Source organism: Massilia sp. BGA-UO-ETr-WB1, assembly GCF_059567845.1.
The window spans coordinates 1,314,679-1,330,981 of record NZ_JCAQOT010000027.1 but is presented as its reverse complement, the minus strand read 5'-3'; the positions used below and the strand labels follow the sequence as shown (position 1 = coordinate 1,330,981).

The 16,303-nt window shown below is 70.8% G+C and carries 14 protein-coding genes; 6 read left to right on the top strand and 8 right to left on the bottom strand.

Going from position 1 to position 16,303, the window contains the following annotated elements; translation table 11 throughout:
• Window positions 1–25: 25 nt before the first annotated feature.
• Window positions 26–445: a universal stress protein gene (locus AC56DV_RS32595; protein ID WP_496318345.1), complete on the bottom strand. Its 420-nt coding sequence runs from the start codon at window positions 443–445 to the stop codon at window positions 26–28.
• A gap of 353 nt (window positions 446–798) precedes the next feature.
• Between AC56DV_RS32595 and AC56DV_RS32590 the strand changes: the two genes are divergently transcribed.
• A complete protein-coding gene (locus tag AC56DV_RS32590; protein WP_496318344.1) occupies window positions 799–987 on the top strand; it encodes a YgaP family membrane protein in 189 nt (62 codons plus the stop codon).
• 109 nt (window positions 988–1,096) lie between these two features.
• On the opposite strand, the gene AC56DV_RS32585 is transcribed toward AC56DV_RS32590, so the two are convergent.
• On the bottom strand, window positions 1,097–2,929 hold the full coding sequence (locus tag AC56DV_RS32585) for a PHA/PHB synthase family protein (protein WP_496318343.1): 1,833 nt from the start codon (window positions 2,927–2,929) through the stop codon (window positions 1,097–1,099).
• Window positions 2,930–3,125: 196 nt separating this feature from the next.
• On the opposite strand from AC56DV_RS32585, the gene AC56DV_RS32580 reads away from it, so the two are divergent.
• The 4 genes from AC56DV_RS32580 to AC56DV_RS32565 all read left to right on the top strand — a co-directional run bounded on the left by AC56DV_RS32580 (window position 3,126) and on the right by AC56DV_RS32565 (window position 6,672).
• Complete coding sequence (locus AC56DV_RS32580) at window positions 3,126–3,773, top strand: BON domain-containing protein (protein ID WP_496318342.1); 648 nt, start codon at window positions 3,126–3,128, stop codon at window positions 3,771–3,773.
• Between the two features lie 30 nt (window positions 3,774–3,803).
• On the top strand, window positions 3,804–4,241 hold the full coding sequence (locus AC56DV_RS32575) for a universal stress protein (RefSeq protein ID WP_496318341.1): 438 nt from the start codon (window positions 3,804–3,806) through the stop codon (window positions 4,239–4,241).
• A gap of 96 nt (window positions 4,242–4,337) precedes the next feature.
• A complete protein-coding gene (locus AC56DV_RS32570) occupies window positions 4,338–5,954 on the top strand; it encodes a bifunctional aminoglycoside phosphotransferase/ATP-binding protein (RefSeq protein WP_496318340.1) in 1,617 nt (538 codons plus the stop codon).
• Window positions 5,955–6,213: 259 nt separating this feature from the next.
• Entirely contained in the window at window positions 6,214–6,672 is a 459-nt protein-coding gene (locus tag AC56DV_RS32565; protein WP_496318339.1) for a KGG domain-containing protein, read from the top strand.
• 12 nt (window positions 6,673–6,684) lie between these two features.
• Here the strand turns inward: AC56DV_RS32565 and AC56DV_RS32560 are convergent, their stop codons facing one another.
• Genes AC56DV_RS32560 through AC56DV_RS32550 form a run of 3 tightly spaced genes read right to left on the bottom strand, consistent with a single transcriptional unit; the run spans window position 6,685 to window position 10,894 of the window.
• Window positions 6,685–8,547 carry a feruloyl-CoA synthase gene (locus AC56DV_RS32560; RefSeq protein WP_496318338.1) on the bottom strand — a complete coding sequence of 621 codons (1,863 nt, stop codon included), beginning with the start codon at window positions 8,545–8,547 and terminating at the stop codon, window positions 6,685–6,687.
• Window positions 8,548–8,560: 13 nt separating this feature from the next.
• Window positions 8,561–10,015 carry an aldehyde dehydrogenase gene (locus AC56DV_RS32555; protein WP_496318337.1) on the bottom strand — a complete coding sequence of 485 codons (1,455 nt, stop codon included), beginning with the start codon at window positions 10,013–10,015 and terminating at the stop codon, window positions 8,561–8,563.
• Window positions 10,016–10,060: 45 nt separating this feature from the next.
• Window positions 10,061–10,894 (bottom strand): p-hydroxycinnamoyl CoA hydratase/lyase, encoded by an 834-nt coding sequence (locus AC56DV_RS32550; RefSeq protein ID WP_496318336.1) that lies wholly within the window; start codon window positions 10,892–10,894, stop codon window positions 10,061–10,063.
• A gap of 126 nt (window positions 10,895–11,020) precedes the next feature.
• Between AC56DV_RS32550 and AC56DV_RS32545 the strand changes: the two genes are divergently transcribed.
• Window positions 11,021–11,479: a MarR family winged helix-turn-helix transcriptional regulator gene (locus AC56DV_RS32545; RefSeq protein WP_496318335.1), complete on the top strand. Its 459-nt coding sequence runs from the start codon at window positions 11,021–11,023 to the stop codon at window positions 11,477–11,479.
• Here AC56DV_RS32545 and AC56DV_RS32540 read toward each other — a convergent pair.
• The 3 genes from AC56DV_RS32540 to AC56DV_RS32530 are packed head-to-tail and all read right to left on the bottom strand — an operon-like array spanning window position 11,456 to window position 16,288.
• Window positions 11,456–12,739: a thiolase family protein gene (locus AC56DV_RS32540; RefSeq protein WP_496318334.1), complete on the bottom strand. Its 1,284-nt coding sequence runs from the start codon at window positions 12,737–12,739 to the stop codon at window positions 11,456–11,458. The genes AC56DV_RS32545 and AC56DV_RS32540 overlap by 24 nt on opposite strands.
• Window positions 12,736–14,691 (bottom strand): carboxylesterase/lipase family protein, encoded by a 1,956-nt coding sequence (locus tag AC56DV_RS32535; protein WP_496318333.1) that lies wholly within the window; start codon window positions 14,689–14,691, stop codon window positions 12,736–12,738. Before AC56DV_RS32535 ends, AC56DV_RS32540 begins: the two co-directional genes overlap by 4 nt.
• Entirely contained in the window at window positions 14,672–16,288 is a 1,617-nt protein-coding gene (locus tag AC56DV_RS32530; RefSeq protein ID WP_496318332.1) for a methyl-accepting chemotaxis protein, read from the bottom strand. The genes AC56DV_RS32535 and AC56DV_RS32530 overlap by 20 nt, the downstream gene beginning before the upstream one ends.
• Between the last annotated feature and the right edge of the window lie 15 nt (window positions 16,289–16,303).

Here is a 16,303-nt window from a genome sequence, read left to right as displayed (position 1 = left end):
CTGCCGGGCGCGGCCCTGGCCCGCTTCAGCGGGACGCGGCTGGCGCCACGCAGATGCCGGATTGGTCCAGTTCGGCGCGCTCAGCGGCATCGGGTACGCGCGTCATGGCGTCCAGGAAAATCATGTCGCAGTGCTGCTCGCGCGCCGCCGCGATGGTTGCAGTGTAGGGCGACGCGCCACAGCGCGTCAGCACCGTGCACGATACGCCGGCGTCGGACGCCGCCGCTTCGATGGCGCGCAGGCCTTCGCTGGCGTGGACGATGCTGGAGGGCCGCTCGCGCTCGGACACATAGCTGTCGTCCTCGGGTGTCGACAAGTCTTCGCACGGCAGCAGGAACAGGCCGATGACCTTGGCATCGTTGGCACGCGCCAGGCGCATGCAGCGCTCGATGGCCGGCGCCGCGTACGGGTTGCCGTCTGTGGGCAACAGGATGGAGTGGTGCATGCTGGTCTCCTTGGCAGTGTGCAAGCGGCCACCTGGCCGCACCGCCATTGTCGGCCGGCGCTGGCGGCGCTGGCTTTGACCTGGATCAAATCTCGGCGCGCGCACGGCCCCGCTGGCGCGGACGGGACGGTGGAGGTGAGCGGGGCGCGCATGGCATCGAGTGCGCCGGCGTCGGTCTGGTGGCCGGTGTGATCCAGGCCAGCCACGGTGAACAGGGTGTCGGATCAAATTCCGTCAAAAAACCGTGCGGCGGGAAAATTATGGCGGAACTTGTCCTGGATCGGTTTCGCGGCGGGCGTGCGGCCGCGCCTTGCGGCAGAATCCAGCCATCACCCCCACCGCAGGAGACAGGCATGGAAGCCAATGTAGGCAAACTCGACCGCAGATTGCGCATCGCGCTGGGCCTGGCGCTGACGGGCGCCGCGCTGGGCGGCTGGATCGGCGCCTGGGGCTGGATAGGCCTGGCGCCGCTGCTCACCGGGTGGTGGTCGCATTGCCCGCTGTACGTCGTGCTGCGCATCCGCAGCGGCCCGGCCAATTGAGGCGCCGCACTTTTCCGGCCCGGTTCGCCTTGTCGGCCTGACGGGCCTGGGCGCCGGCCAGCGCGTGATGCCGGCGCAGACGGTCGGCTACCCTGCCCGAGGCCGGGCGCTAGCGCTGCAGCACGTAGTGCCCGGGCGCCGGCGCCAGCGCGGCGCCCATGGCCGGCGGCGCGCCGGCCGCGCCGGCGTGGCGCCGCAGCCAGCGGGCCCATTCCGGCCACCAGGAGCCGTGATGCGTGCTGGCGCCCGCCAGCCACGCGTCCCCATCCACATACGGCGCGCCCGCCGCGCGGTGGCCCACCTGGTAGCTGCTGCCGGCCCGGCCGGGCGGCGACACCACACCGGCGTTGTGGCCGCCACTGGCCAGCAGGAAGGTGGCGTCGGCGTCGGTCAGGTGCAGCAGCTTGTAGACCGAGCGCCAGGGCGCCACATGGTCGGTCACCGTGCCCACCGCGAACAGCGGCAGGCGCAAGTCGTTCAGCGACACCGGCCGCCCGCCGCACAGGTACAGATTGCGCGCCAGCTCGTTTTGCAGGAACAGTCGCCGCAGATACTCCGAATGCATGCGGTAGGGCATGCGCGTGGCGTCGGCGTTCCAGGCGGTCAACGCGGTCTCGGCGGCCGGCTGGTCCAGCAGGTAATGGCGCAGCTGGCGCGACCAGATCAGGTCGTTCGAGCGCAGCAGCTGGAAGGCGCCGGCCATCTGCGCCGTGTCGAGGTAGCCGCGCTGCCACATGGCCGCCTCCAGGAAGCTGACCTGGCTGTCGTCGATGAACAGCGACAGTTCGCCCGGCTCGGCGAAGTCGGTCTGCGCCGCCAGCAGGGTGACGCTGGCCAGGCGCCGGTCGCCGTCGCGCGCCATGGCCGCCGCCGCGATGGCCAGCAGGGTGCCGCCCAGGCAATAGCCGGCCGCGTTGACGGCCGGCGCGCCGGTGATGGCGCCGACCGCGTCCAGCGCCGCCATCACGCCGTCGCGGCGGTAGTCTTCCATCGACAGGCCGCGCTGCGCCTCGCCCGGGTTGATCCACGAAACCATGAACACCGTGTGGCCCTGTCCGACCAGGTAACGCACCAGCGAGTGCTCAGGCTCCAGGTCCAGGATGTAGTACTTCATGATCCAGGCCGGCACGATCAGCAGCGGCCTGGCGTGCACCTGCGCGGTGGCCGGCGCGTACTGGATCAGCTCCATCAGCGCGTTGCGGTACACCACCGAGCCCGGCGTGACGGCCACGCCCTGGCCGGGCAGGAAGCGCGGGTCGGGCGGCGCGGCGCTCCCCTCCAGCGCCCGGCGCCAGTCGGCCAGCGCGCTGGCGGCGCCGTGCACCAGGTTGGCGCCGCCGCGCCGCAGCGTTTCCTGCAGCACCTGCGGATTGGTGGCCACGAAGTTGGACGGCGCCAGCATGTCGAGCAGCTGGCGGTTGGTGAAATTGACCACGTTCTCGTGATGCGGCGACACCCCGCGCACGCCGGTGGTGGCGCAGTGCCACCATTGCTGCTGCAGCAGGAAGCCCTGCGCCATCAGCGAGAACGGCCACTGGCGCCAAGCCGGATCGGTGAAGCGCTTGTCCTGCGGCAGCGGGGCGATGCAGGCGTCCGGCGCCGGCTGCGCGCCCGGCCGGCTGGACCGCAACGCCAGTTGTTGCCAGCGTGCAAGTTGTTGCCAGCCGCGCTGCGCCAGGTCCGCCATGTGGGACGGCGACAGCGCCAGGTGGCAGAGCCAGTCCGCGTAGGCCATGCCCAGCGCCACCGGCGAGACGTGGGCGGTGAGCCTGCCAAGGCCCGCGTTGAGCAGCAGGTCCAGCGTGGCCAGTTCGGGATGGGCGGGCTCGGCCACCTGGCCCTGCCAGGCGCTGGCGCGGCGTTCTCCGGGCGCGCGGCGCAGGGCGCCGCGCTCGGGCTGGACGGCCGGCGCGGCCGGGCTGGGACGGGAAGAGGTGTTCATGCTGGCGCTCCGGCAGGGGAAGCTGCCAGTGTGGGCCAGCGGCGCCGCGCGCGCCATGACCTGGATCAAGTCCGCCCGACAGGCGCGCCATGTCGGCCGCACTTGATTCAAGTCGGAGAAATGGCGCGCCGGGCGGCGTACAACGGTAACAGGCCGCGCGGGCGGCCGCCATTTCCACTACCGAGAGGGAACAACCATGGATACCGACTTTCATTTGAAGCGCCAGGTCGAGAGCGAGCTGGCATGGGACCCGGAAATCGGGCACAGCACGATGGCCGTGGCGGTGTCGGACGGCACCGTCATGCTGAGCGGCTTTGCCGCCACGTATGCGCAGAAGCTGGCTGCCGAGCGCGCCGTCAAGCGGGTGGCCGGCGTGCGCGCCGTGGCCAACGAACTGGTGGTGCAGCTGGTCACGGGCGAGCGGCCCGATCCGGACATCGCGGCCGACGCGGTGACGGCGCTGCGGCTGCAACTGCCGAGCGCCGCCGCCGACCTGCGCACCGTGGTCGACCATGGCCACCTGAAGCTGGAAGGCTGCGTGCAATGGCACTACCAGCGCGAGCGCGCGGAACAGGCGGTGCGCCACCTCACCGGCGTGAAGAGCGTGCTGAACCAGATCCGCATCGTGCCGCCGGCCAAGCCGGGCGAGGTGCAGCACCAGATCCAGGCCGCCTTCCACCGCGACGCCACGCTGGACGCCAAGCGCGTGCATGTGGAAGTGAACGGGCACGAAGTGGTGCTGAGCGGCGCGGTGCGCTCCTGGAGCGAACGCCAGACCGCCGAGCGCGCCGCGTGGCAGGCGCCGGGGGTGTCGGCGGTGGACAACCGCATTGCCGTGTACTGAGCCGTCCCCACCAACCGACGAGAGCACATCATGTTCAAACACATCCTGCTTCCCACCGACGGCTCGGACATTGCCGCCGCCATGACCGCCAAGACACTGGCCTTTGCGCGCAGCTGCGGCGCCCGGGTCACCGCCGTCCACGTGGTACTCGACTTCCACACCCTGACTTACCACCCCGACATGCTGGCCGACACGCGCGAGCGCTACCAGCGCGAGAGCGCCGCGCACGCGCGCGCGCTGCTCGACGAGGTCAGCCAGGCGGCCCGCGAGCAGGGCGTGCCGTGCGATACTGTGGTGGCGAGCGCCGAACGGCCCCATGAGGCGATCGTGCGCACCGCGCGCGAGCGGGGCTGCGATCTGATCTGCATTGCCACGCACGGCCGGCATGGCCTGCAGGGCTTGCTGCTGGGCAGCGAAACGCAGAAGGTGCTGGCCCACAGCGACATCCCGGTGCTGGTGCTGCGCTGACGGTTGCGCTGACGCCGGCGATACGCCGGTGGGCGGCCGTGGGGCTGGCGCAAGCGTGAGACGGCGATGCGGGAGGCAGCGGTGCGGGAGACGGCGATGCGGCAGGCGGACGGACGGCGGCCAAGGCGGGACGGGCAGGACGGGCAGGACGGGCAGGCGCTGGAACGGCAGCGCGTCCTGCTGTCGGCGCTGGAGGCGCAATGGCGGCGCCTCGGTTGCCGGGTGCAGCGCTTCGAGACCCACATCTCCTGGGTTTTCGTGGTCGATGCCCTGGCCTACAAGTTCAAGAAGGCGCTGCGTTTCGACGTGCTGGACTACTCCACGCTGGAGGCGCGCCAGCATTGCTGCGCCGAGGAAGTGCGCTTGAACCGGCGGCTGGCGCCCTCGATCTACATCGGCGTGGCCGCCGTGACGGGCAGCGCCGCGCGGCCGGAACTCGACGGCGCGGGCCCGGTGCTGGACTATGCGGTGCGCATGCGCGCCTTTCCGCAACAGTCGCTGTGGAGCGAGCGGCTCGGGGCCGGACTGCTGGACGCGGCGCAGATCGATTCGCTGGCGCTGCGGCTGGCGCAATTCCACGCCCGTGCGGAGGCGCCGGAGCCGGACAGCGGCTGGGGCACGGCGCGTGCGCTGGCGCGGCGCGGCGCCGAGGACCTGGCTGCCGTGGCCGACATGCTGCGCGGCCGGCGCGCGCAGGCGCAGCTGGCCAGGCTGGCGCGCTGGCACCGGCAGCAGACGGCGTCGCCCGGACGCTTCGCGCAGCGCCGCGCCGAGCAGCGCATACGCGCCTGCCACGGCGACCTGCATAGTGCCAACATCGTCACGCTGGACGGCCAGGTCGAGGCCTTCGACTGCATCGAGTTCAACGAGGAGCTGCGCTGGATCGACGTGATGAGCGACGTGGCCTTCATCGCCATGGACCTGCGCTTTCACGGCCGCCCGGACCTGGCCGCGCGGCTGCTGCAAGGCTACCTGGAGCAGAGCGGCGATTATGCTGGGCTCGCCGTGTTGAACTACTACGAGACCATGCGCGCGGTGGTGCGCTGCAAGGTCTGCCTGCTGCGCGCGGCCCTGCCCGAAGCAGCGCCGCAGGCGCGCATGCTGGCGCGGCGCTACCTGGAGCTGGCCGGCGCCGGCCTGCGGCGGCGCGGCGCGGTGGTGCTGATGCACGGCTGCTCGGGCAGCGGCAAATCCTATTGCGCCGAGCGGCTGGCCGGCGCGCTCGGCGCCATCTGCATCCGCTCGGATGTGGAACGCAAGCGCCTGCACGGCGTGGCTGCCGCCGCACGCATGGAGGCGGCGTCGGCGCAGGGTATCTACGGGCGCGCCAGCAGCGAGGCCACCTACGCCCGTCTGCGCGGCCTGGCCCGCGCCATCGCGGGCGCGGGAATGAGCGTGATCGTGGACGCGGCCCATCTGCAGCGCGCGCAGCGGCAGGCCATGCGCGCGCTGGCAAACGCCTGCGGCGCGCCGTTTTTCATTGTCGACTTGCAGGCCGACGCGGCGCTGCTGCGCGCCCGCCTGGAACGGCGCACGGCAGAGGGCGGCGATGCGTCCGACGCCGGCGTGCAGGTGCTGGCCTATCAGTTCGCGACGCGCGAAGCCCTGTCGGCGGCGGAGCTGCGCCATGTGCTGCCAATGGATTCCCGTAGCGAAGGCCTGGCGGAACGCCTGGCGGCTGCGGCCGCGCACATCCGGGCCGCGCTGCGCTGACTGGCCATCCGGGCTGCTGCCGGGCCAGCCTCCGTCGGTGCCGCGCACCGCGCTGCAATTCAACTTTCCGGGTAGAAAAAATGCCGGCCTTCAGCAGCGTTCGCCGGGCCATGGCTTGCATGGCGGGATAGGATATGGCCTACGCGGCCTGGGCTGGCGTGCCTACGTCCATCCCCTTCGGATGGTTCTAAGATGGCTTCACCAACCCCGAAGCACTCCGTCCGGAATGCTGGCGGGTCAGGACCTACAGGAGATCACCATGGCTTCGAATCAAAAAAGCGGTTCCTCGAACAACGCATCGAAAGACGACGACAAGGGTTCCGGCGGCTCCGGCAACCAGGGTAGCCGCAGCGGCGGCAGCCAGAGCGGCAGCCAAGGCGGCAAGGGCGCCAGCAACAGCCAGAGCGGCGACACCAGCAACCGTGGTTTCGCCTCGATGGACCCGGACCAGCAGCGCGAGATCGCTGCCGAAGGCGGCCGCGCCGCGCACGCATCGGGCAACGCGCACGAGTTCACCTCCGAGGAAGCCCGCAAGGCCGGCGCAATGAGCCACAAGAACGACGGCAACCAGCAGAGCGACTCCGGCCAGGGCTCGTCGCGCGGCTCGTCCGGCGGCAACCAGTCGAGCAACCAGTCCGGCAGCCAGTCCGGCGGCAAATCGTCGGGATCGAAATCCGATTCCGATTCGGCTTCCGGCTCCGGCTCGCGCTCCAAGTAAGGTAGGCGGCGTTCAGGCGGCGGTCAATACTGCCGCGCCGCCGCCGTACATCGCCTCCACCAGCGCGGCGCGCCGCGTCAGCACCACGCGCTGGTTGATCGAGCCCTTGTCGGTCTGCTCGCCGGCCGTCACGGACGGCGCTTCCTCCAGCAGCATCATGCGCTCCACGCGGGAGGCCGATCCGGTCGCCTTGGCGTTCAGTTCCGCCAACAGCTGCCGGAAGTGGCTGCGCACGGCGGCGCTGGACAGGATGGCGGCGGCGTCGGCGCCGGCGCCCAGCCCGGACAGCGCCAGGCACTGGTCCAGGCGCGGGAACACCAGCAAGCCTATGCTGTCGCGGTCGATGCCGGCCACCACCACGTCCTGGATGTACGGCGCGCCGGCGCTGATCACGCGCGCCCGCAGCGGTCCCACGCTGACGAAGGTGCCGCTGCTGAGCTTGAAGTCCTCGGCGATGCGGCCATCGAACATCAGTCCCAGTTCCGGCTGCGCCGGATCGACAAAGCGCACCGCATCGCCGCTGCAGTAATAGCCATCCTCGTCGAAGGCGGCGGCGGTGGCTTCCGGCGCGCGCCAATAGCCGGGCATCACGTGCGGGCCGCGGAAGCGCGCCTCGTACTTGCCGTCCACCGGCACCAGCTTGACTTCGCAGGCCGGCGCCGGCAGGCCGACATAGCCCGCCATCATCACCGGACCCGTAGTAAAAGTGCAGGAGGGCGCCGTTTCCGTCATGCCCAGGCCGGCCATGATGCGGATGCGCTGCCCGCACTGCTGCTCGCTCACCTGTTCCAGCGCGTCCCACGCCGCCTGCGACAGGCCGGCGCCGGCGAAGAAGAACAGTTCCATCTGCGAGAAGAAGCGGCGGCACAGCGCGGGGTCGCTGCGCAGCGCGGCGGTGAGCAGCTCCCAGCCCTTGGGCACGTTGAAGAACACCGTCGGCGCGATATCCTTCAGGTTGCGCACCGTGGCGTCGAAGTCGCGCGGGGTGGGCTTGCCGTCGTCGATGTAGTAGCTGCCGCCGTTGTACAAGGCGATGCCCACGTTGTGGCTGCCGCCGAAGGTGTGGCTCCACGGCAGCCAGTCCAGCAGCACCGGCGGCTTGTCGCCGAAGGCCGGGAAGGTTTGCAGCAGCATCTGCTGGTTGGCGCACAGCATGCGCTGGGTCGTGGTCACGGCCTTGGGCAGCTTGGTCGAGCCGGACGTGAACAGGAATTTGGCGATGGTGTCCGGGCCGCTGGCCGCGTTGGCCGCGTCCACCGTGCACGGCGCCGTGGCCAGCAGGCTGGCCAGCGGCGTGCTGGGGCGGCCCGCGTCGCCGTGCCCGACGACGATCTCGACGCCGTCCGGCACCGTGGCCGCCAGCGCGGCGGCACAGGCGCCGGCGTCGGTGGCGTAGATCATGCCGGGCGTCAGGTGGCGCACGAAGTGGGTCAGCTTGGTGTAATCCGAGGCCAGCAGCGAGGCGGCCGGCGACACCGGGCAATACGGTATGCCGGCGTACAGCGCACCCAGCGCCAGTTGCAGGTGCGGCAGGTCGTTGCCGGACCAGATCATCAGCGGGCGCTCGGCCGACAGGCCCCGGTCCAGCAGCGCCTGGCCGATGGCGCGCGCCTGCTCCAGCATCTGCCGGTAGCTGACGTGAACCCAGGCGCCGTCCGGCCCGCGCTGCGCGGCCAGCGTGCGCTCGGGGTGCCGTTCGGCGCCGCGCACCAGGCAATCGGTGATGCGCTCGGGGTAGGGACCCAGCGCTTCCTGCGACGCCAGGCGCCAGCAGCCCTGCGCGTCGGTTTCGACCCGTACCGGCGCGCCGCCGACGCGCACCGGGCGGTAGCGCGACAGGTCCAGCGCGGCGGCGGTGGTGTGGAGCTGCGTCATGGCATGCCCCCCATTACACCGGGTAGTGGCGGTGGCCGCTCTGGATGGTGATCCAGCGCAGGTCGGTGAATTCGGCGATGCCGGCCTTGCCGCCGAAGCGCCCGTAGCCGCTGGCCTTGACGCCGCCGAACGGCATTTGCGCCTCGTCGGCCACGGTGGAGCTGTTGATGTGGCAGATGCCCGATTCGACGCGGCGCGCCAGTGCCAGCGCGCGCGGGATGTTGCGGCTGAAGATGGCGGCCGACAGGCCGTATTCGCTGGCGTTGGCTTCGGCCAGCGCAGCCTCGTCGCCGCCGACCCGGATGATGCCGACGATGGGGCCGAACGATTCTTCCTGGTACACCGTCATGTCCGGCGTGATGTGATCGATGATGGCCGGCTGCAGCACGTTGCCGTCGCTGGCGCCGCCGCCGCACACCAGCGTGGCGCCCTTGGCCTGGGCGTCGGCCACCATGGCGGCCACGCGGGCTGCAGCGCTGGCATCGACCATGCCGCCCAGGACCGCGCCTTCCTGCCCCGGCTTGCCGGCGCGCAGGCCGGCGGTCTTGGCACGCAGCTTGTCGACGAAGGCGTCGGCAACCTTGCGGTCGACGATGATGCGGTCGGTCGACATGCAGATCTGGCCCTGGTTGAAGAAGGCGCCGAAGGCGGCCGCCTGCACCGCCTCGTCGAGGTCGGCGTCGTCCAGCACCAGCAGCGGATTCTTGCCGCCCAGTTCCAGCACCACCGGCTTCAGGTGCTGCGCCGCCTGCTGGGCGATGATGCGTCCGACCTTGGTGGAACCGGTGAAGTTGATGCGCTTGACGGCCGGATGGGCGATCAGGCGCGCCACCACGGCGGCGGCGTCCTGCGGCGCGTTGCTGACGACGTTGACCACGCCGGCCGGGAAGCCGGCGTCCTCGAACACGGCGCCGATCAGGCGGTGCAGGGCGGGGCACACTTCGGACGATTTCAGGACCACGGTGTTGCCGCAGGCGAGCGGCGTGGCGATGGCGCGCGTGCCCAGGATCACCGGCGCGTTCCACGGCGCGATGCCCAGCACCACGCCGCAGGCCTGGCGCATGCCCATGGCCATCAGGCCCGGCACGTCGGAGGGGATCACTTCGCCGGCGATCTGGGAGGTCAGCGAGGCCGCCTCGCGCAGCATGCCGGCCGCCAGCATCACGTTGAAGCCGTACCAGCCCGGCACGCCGCCGGCTTCGGCCACGCCGGCCGCGATGAATTCGGGCGCGCGCGCTTCCAGGCAGTCGGCCGCCTTGAGCAGCAGGCGGCGCCGCTCGCCCGGCGCGGTGGCGGACCAGCCGGGGAAGGCCGCCTGCGCCGCCGCCACGGCGGCGTCGGCGTCTTCCAGGGTGGCTGCGGCGGCCACCGAGGCGGTGTCGCCTGTGGCGGGGTTGAGGCGCTGGCAGGTGGCGCCGTTGGACGCGGCCCGGTCCAGGCCTCCGATCAGCAGTCGTGCTTCAAGCATGGCGTATCTCCTTTGTTATGAGTGGGCGGTGGGCTGCGGCGCGTCTTAGGCGCGCTTGTAGGTTTGCAGGCCGGGCTTGATGGTCTTATCGTCCAGGAACTGCTTGAGGCCCTGGGCGCGGCCTTTTTCCGGGTCGCGATAGTTGGACTGGTCAACCTTGGCATACAGATAGTCCTCGTTCTGCTCCCACGTCAGTTCGCGGCAGCGCTTGAAGCCGTTCTTGGCGATGCGCAGCACCGTCGGCGACTTGGCCAGCAGCTTTTCGGCCAGTTCGACGGTGGCGGCGCGCAGTTCGGCCAGCGGCACGCTCTTGTTGACCAGGCCCATGGCGGCCGCTTCCTTGCCGGTGAAGGTGTCGCCGGTCATGATGTAGTGTAGCGCCTGGCGGTGGCCCATGGTGTCGGCAACGGCCTTGCTGACCAGGTTGCCCGGCGGGATGCCCCAGTTGATCTCGGACAGGCCATACACCGCGTCGTCGGCGGAGATGGCCAGGTCGCAGGCCACCAGCGGCGAGAAGGCGCCGCCGAAGCACCAGCCGTTGACCATGGCGATGGTCGGCTTGCTGTACATGCGCAGCAGCTTCCATTGCCACTGCGAGCAGTCGCGGCGCAGCTTCTCCTGGAAGATCTCCGGCTTGCCGTCGTTCTCGCGGAAGTACTCCTTCAAGTCCATGCCGGCGGTCCAGCTGTCGCCGGCGCCGGTCAGCACCAGCACCTGCATGTCCGGGTCCATTTCCAGGGTTTCCAGCACGTCGATCATTTCGCGGTTCAGCGTAGGGCTCATGGCGTTGCGCTTTTCGGGACGGTTCAGCGTGACCCAGCCGATGCCGTCGGCGATCTCGACTTTGACGGTGCTCCAGCGGTTTTCATATTGGCTCATCTCATTCTCTCCTCATTCTCTGGTGTTAGGTTAATATCAGGTTGCCTGATACGTGACTTATAATATATTCTGCTTGGCCTGTAATGCAAGCGCTTTCTTGAACGCTTTTTGAACTTGTTGAGGACCATGAAAAAAGACCAGCCCGCCGCCGCGCACGACAAGCCCACCGGCATCGCCTACCTGATAGGCCGCATCGACCATGTGCTGAGCCGCCGCCTGCGCGACAGCCTGGGCGTGCTGGGGCTGACGGCTGCCCAGTACACGGCGCTGTCGGTGCTGGACACCCAGCAGCAGCTGTCGAACGCGCAGCTGGCCGAGCGCTCCATGATCTCGCCGCAGTCGGCCAACGAGATGGTGAAGGCGATGGAGGCGCGCGGCTGGATCGTGCGCCAGGCGGACGCCCATCATGGCCGCATCATCCATTTGCGCCTGAGCGCCGAGGGCAGCGCTTTGCTGCGCCAGGGCCACGCGGCGGTGGCGCAGCTGGAGCAGGCCATGCTGGCCGAGCTGGGCGTGGAGCAGCGCAGCGAACTGCATGCGCAGCTGCGGGTGCTGTTGCGGTCACTGAGCGCCATCGTGCTTTGACGGCCGCCAGTCCGGGTTTTCCAGCAGCAGGGCGATGCCCTGGCCGCCGCCGACGCACGCCGCCGCTACGCCATAGCGCTGGCGCCGCAGCTCGAGCCCGCGCGCCAGCGTGATGGCCAGGCGCACGCCGGTGGCCGCCAGCGGATGGCCCAGCGCGATGGCGCCGCCATGCACGTTCAGGCGGGCCCGGTCCAGCTCCAGTTCGCGCTCCACCGCCACGATCTGCGCGCCTTGCGCCTCATTGATCTCGAACAGGCCGATTTGCGGCACGCCCAGGCCGCAGCGCTGCAGCAGCAGGCGGATGGCGGGAGCGGGGCCGATACCCATGATCTCGGGCGGCACGCCGACCACCGCCGCCGCCGCGATGCGCGCCTGCGGCCGGTGCTGGCCGGCCCTGGCATAGGCGCCGGAAGCGATGATGGCGGCCGCCGCGCCGTCGGCCAGCGCGCAGCTGTTGCCGCCGGTCTGCACGCCGTCCGTATACAGCGGGCGCAAGGTGGCCAGCACGGAGGGCGGCGAAATGCGCGGATGCGTGTCCTGCGCCAGTTCCGCCACCGGCCCGTGCAGGCGGATGCCGCGTTCGGCGTAGCCGTCCTGCGCGAAGGTTTCGTTGCCCACGGCGGCGATCTCGCCGGCAAAGAATCCGCCGGCGCGCGCCTCCAGCGCGCGCGCATGCGACTGCGCGGCGTAGCGGTCCACCTCGGCGCGCGTAATGCCGTAGCTGCGCGCCAGGTTCTCCGCCGTCTGCGGCATGGTGACCGCGGCGGCGGGATCGGTCAGCGCCTCCCACAGGAAGTCCTGGAAGCCGACCGGCGCGCCCAGCCTGAAGCCGGCGCGGTGGCCGAAGGCGGCGATCGGATTGCGCGTCATGGACTCGGTGCCCACCACCAGCACGGCATCGGCGTAGCCCAGTGCAATCTGGTCGCCGGCCTGGCGGAACAGTTCGAAGCCGGTGCCGCATACGCGCTGCACGTTCAGGGCCGGCACCGTCAGCGGCACGCCGGCGTACAGGCCGATATGGCGCGGCAGCATGTACTGGTAGCAGTCGCCCGGCGCCATGCTGCCGGTGATGACGGAGCCGATGTCGGCGGCCGGCACGCCGCTGCGGCGCAGCACCGCGCGCGCGGCCTTGATGCCCAGGTCGGTGGGCGAAACGTGGCTGAACGCGCCGCAGTAGTCGGCCATGGGCGTGCGCAGGCCGTCCAGCATCCACAAGTCCTCGTAGCTGCGGAAGAAGCCCGGGTTGGCGCGCGCGCTCATGGCCAGTAGCTCGGGCGCAGTTGCTCGGTGGGGCCGGTGTAGCCATGGGCCTTGGCGTAGGCCGCCAGTGCCTGCGGCGCTTCCTGTCCGCCGAAGATGGACCACAGGAACATGCGGCCATACAGCTCGCAGCGCTCGCGCGGATTGGCGTGCAGCGCCGGGTCTTCCGCCAGCGCGGCCTTGAGCCTTGCCAGGCTGTTCTCGTGCAGCACCATGCGGCTGCCGCCGCCGGCATTGGTGTCGAACACCATCAGGCGCGGGCGGGTGGCGTCGCCGCTCCAGCGTTCCCATTCGGACAGCGTGCCGCCGGGACCGCGCCCGGGCCGGCCGTGGCGGGCGAAGCCGGTCCAGTAGCCGGCCATGGCGTCCGAGACTTCCTTGCGGCCCGGCAGGTTGGCGGCCGTGAAGGAGCGGAAGGGATCGAACTCGCCGTCCAGGTCGCGGAAGACGAAGGCCAGGTCGAGTACGTGGGCGGCGCCCAGCAGCACGCGCGGCGCGATCAGCGGCACGGCCGGCTGTTCGTCCCAGTCGAAGCGGTAGATCCAGACGTCGCGGTGGCCGGAAGCCAGCATGGCGTTGGCCGGCTCCAGCGCTCCCGCAGCCTGCCACAGGGCCGACATGTAGGCCGCATGGCGCTGGTAGCGGACGCGGTCGCGCATCAGCGGGATGCTGCCGAACAGCATGCGCACGTAGTCCGGATTGTTGGACATGAAGAGCTTGTATTCGTCGCGGTTGGTGCCGATGATGACCGGCACGGCGTTGTAGCGGCGGCGGTCGGTGAACACCTCCGGCAGCGGCATGGCCGGCAGCACGTGGCCGTCCTGCAGCACGCAAGGAGCGTCGTAGAAGCTGAGCGCGCCCGGGGTGATCGGCGCCAGCAGGGCGGCCGGCGGCAGGCTGCGCACGTAGGCCGCGATGTCGGCAGGCGGCATGGATGCGATCAGCGCCTTGGCGGCGGCGCGGTCGGCGGCGCGGCCGTCGCGCTGCAGCCACGCGCACAGCAGCTCGCGCGAACTGACGGGGTGGCCGGGTGCTGCGCCGTCGTCCGCGTAGTTGCGGGCCTGCGCCATGGTGTAGCTGGCCGTCAGCGGCGACTGCAGGATGGCGCGGTGGAACAGGCCTTTGGCCAGCGGGCTGGCCAGCAGGGTGTAAGTATTCAGGCCACCGGCCGATTCACCGAACACCGTGACGTTCTGCGGGTCGCCGCCGAAGGCCGCGATGTTACGGCCTACCCATTGCAGCGCCGCGATCAGGTCCAGGGTGCCGAAATTGCCGGAGCGGTCGGATGCGGTTTCATCGTCCTTGCCGCCGTCCTTGTCGCCGTCCTTGCCGTCTTCCTCGGCCAGTTCCTCCAGGCTGAACCAGCCGAGAATGCCGAGGCGGTAGTTGGCCGACACCACGATCACGCGGTCCTGGCCGGCCAGGTTGCGCAGCGTGGTGTAGGTGGCGGCGGTGCCGGCCGTGTTGGCGCCGCCGTGGATCCAGAACATCACCGGCAGCGTGGCCGCTTGCGCCTCCGCAGCGCTCATCTGCGGCGCAAACACGTTCAGCGTCAGGCAGTCTTCCGAGCCGGCCACCAGACCCCACTGCGCGGGCGGCAGTTCCAGCGTGATGCCGCCCAGCTGCAGGGCAGGCGCGCCGCAGGCCAGCGCCTCGCGCACGCCGCTCCAGGATTGGGGCGGACGCGGCGCCTTCCAGCGCAAGGGGCCGACCGGGGGCTGGGCATACGGCAGCCCGAGCCAGGCGTGGGTCTGGTGGCGGTCGGCGCGGCCCAGCACATCGCCCAGCGCGGTGCTGCGCAAGGAGTCGGGGGCAGCGGCGGCAACTGCGGAGGCTTGCGCTGAGGCGGCGTGGGCGGCGGCTGCCTGGCGCCGGCGGCGCCACAGCAGGGCGGCGGCCAGCCCCAGGGCTGCGGCGGCGTACAGCAGGGTGTCAGGCATGATGGGGGGCATGGTCGGCTTCCTCCTGGAGGGTGATTGTGTGGTGTGGGCTGGCGGCGTTGTCGTCCAGTTTGAAGGCGCGTACCAGCCGCGCCAGTTCCGCGGCCTGGCGGCGCATGCCGGCGGTGGCGCCGGTGGCGTGTTCCACCAGCTCGGCGTTTTGCTGGGTGGCCAGCTCCATCGCCTGCAGGGCGGCGCCGGCCTGCTCGATGCCGGCCTGCTGCAGGCTGCTGGCGGCGGCGATGTGGTCTATGATGGCGGTGACCTGCTGCACGCTGCCCACCACCTCCGCCATGGTGGCGCCGGCGCGCGCCACCAGGCGGTTGCCCGCTTCGACCTGCGCTACCGAATGTTCGATCAGCGCGCGGATTTCACGCGCGGCGGTGGCCGAGCGCTGCGCCAGGTTGCGCACCTCGCCGGCCACGACCGCGAAACCGCGCCCCTGTTCGCCGGCGCGCGCCGCCTCCACCGCCGCGTTCAGCGCCAGGATATTGGTCTGGAACGCGATGCCGTCGATGACGCCGACGATTTCGCCGATGCGGTGTGCCGAAGCGGTGATGGAATCCATGGTGCGTATCACTTCCGCCGCAGCCTGGCCGCCGTCTCCAGCCACCCTGGTGGCGCTGGCCGCCAGGACGGTGGCCTGGCGCGCATGGCCGGCATTGTCGCGCACGGCGACGGCGAGCTGCTGCACGCAGCCGGCGGTGGCGCGCAGCGATTCGCGCTGGCCGTCGCTGCGGCGGGTCAAGTCCTGGTGGCCGCCGGCGATATCGTCCGCCGCGCCGGCGATATGGTCGGCGCCGTGCCGCACCTTGCCGACCATGGCCGCCAGTTCGGTGCGCATGGTGTGCATGGCGAACAGCAGGCTGGATGCGTCGCCGCCGCGCAGCGCCACGCGGCCCGCCAGATCGCCGGCGGCGGTGCGGCCGGCAATGCTGACCGCGTAGGCCGGTTCGCCGCCCAGCTGCGCCAGGATGCCGCGCGTGAGCCGCCAGCACAGCACCCCGCCCAGCAGCAGGGCCGCAACGCCCAGTGCCAGCATCCAGGTACGCGCGCCAGCGTCGGAGGAACGGCTTTGCTCGGCGGCCTGCTCGTTCAGGCGGGCCTCCAGCGCCACCAGCTGTTCCAGCGCCGCCATCCAGCGCGTCTGGATCGGCAGCAGGCGCTCCACCAGCACGGTGTAGATGCGGTCCGATTCGCTGGCCATGGCCAGCTCCATGGCTTGCGCGATCGGCGCCCGGGCCGCCGCGTTGTGCCGCCCGATCTGCGCCAGCAGCTCGGTTTCCTCGGGCGTGGCGGCGCCGGCCAGCAGGCCGCGCAGCTGCGTTTCGGCGGCGGCATAGCGCCTGGCCTGGTCCTGTACCCGCTCCGCTTCCGGCTGGAGGTAGGACAGGGAACCGATCAGCGCCATGTTGCGCAGCGCGATCATGCGTTCATACACGGTGTCGCGCATCTGCGTGGCAAGCCGGGTCTTGACGTTGCCGACCTGGGTGATCTGGTCGGTGCGGCGCTGCGTCTGCGCCATGTGGCCCACGCCCAGCGCCACCACGGCGACCAGCAGCGCCAGGATCAGGCCGAAGCCCAGGCGCAGGCGGGAACCTATGCTCATGTCGGAAGCGCGCAT

Bases quoted from the DNA above. Each gene is read 5' to 3' on its own strand.
- AC56DV_RS32595 (WP_496318345.1), bottom strand. From the start codon at position 445: ATGCACCACTCCATCCTGTTGCCCACAGACGGCAACCCGTACGCGGCG.
- AC56DV_RS32590 (WP_496318344.1), top strand. From the start codon at position 799: ATGGAAGCCAATGTAGGCAAACTCGACCGCAGATTGCGCATCGCGCTG.
- AC56DV_RS32585 (WP_496318343.1), bottom strand. From the start codon at position 2,929: ATGAACACCTCTTCCCGTCCCAGCCCGGCCGCGCCGGCCGTCCAGCCC.
- AC56DV_RS32580 (WP_496318342.1), top strand. From the start codon at position 3,126: ATGGATACCGACTTTCATTTGAAGCGCCAGGTCGAGAGCGAGCTGGCA.
- AC56DV_RS32575 (WP_496318341.1), top strand. From the start codon at position 3,804: ATGTTCAAACACATCCTGCTTCCCACCGACGGCTCGGACATTGCCGCC.
- AC56DV_RS32570 (WP_496318340.1), top strand. From the start codon at position 4,338: ATGCGGCAGGCGGACGGACGGCGGCCAAGGCGGGACGGGCAGGACGGG.
- AC56DV_RS32565 (WP_496318339.1), top strand. From the start codon at position 6,214: ATGGCTTCGAATCAAAAAAGCGGTTCCTCGAACAACGCATCGAAAGAC.
- AC56DV_RS32560 (WP_496318338.1), bottom strand. From the start codon at position 8,547: ATGACGCAGCTCCACACCACCGCCGCCGCGCTGGACCTGTCGCGCTAC.
- AC56DV_RS32555 (WP_496318337.1), bottom strand. From the start codon at position 10,015: ATGCTTGAAGCACGACTGCTGATCGGAGGCCTGGACCGGGCCGCGTCC.
- AC56DV_RS32550 (WP_496318336.1), bottom strand. From the start codon at position 10,894: ATGAGCCAATATGAAAACCGCTGGAGCACCGTCAAAGTCGAGATCGCC.
- AC56DV_RS32545 (WP_496318335.1), top strand. From the start codon at position 11,021: ATGAAAAAAGACCAGCCCGCCGCCGCGCACGACAAGCCCACCGGCATC.
- AC56DV_RS32540 (WP_496318334.1), bottom strand. From the start codon at position 12,739: ATGAGCGCGCGCGCCAACCCGGGCTTCTTCCGCAGCTACGAGGACTTG.
- AC56DV_RS32535 (WP_496318333.1), bottom strand. From the start codon at position 14,691: ATGCCCCCCATCATGCCTGACACCCTGCTGTACGCCGCCGCAGCCCTG.
- AC56DV_RS32530 (WP_496318332.1), bottom strand. From the start codon at position 16,288: ATGAGCATAGGTTCCCGCCTGCGCCTGGGCTTCGGCCTGATCCTGGCG.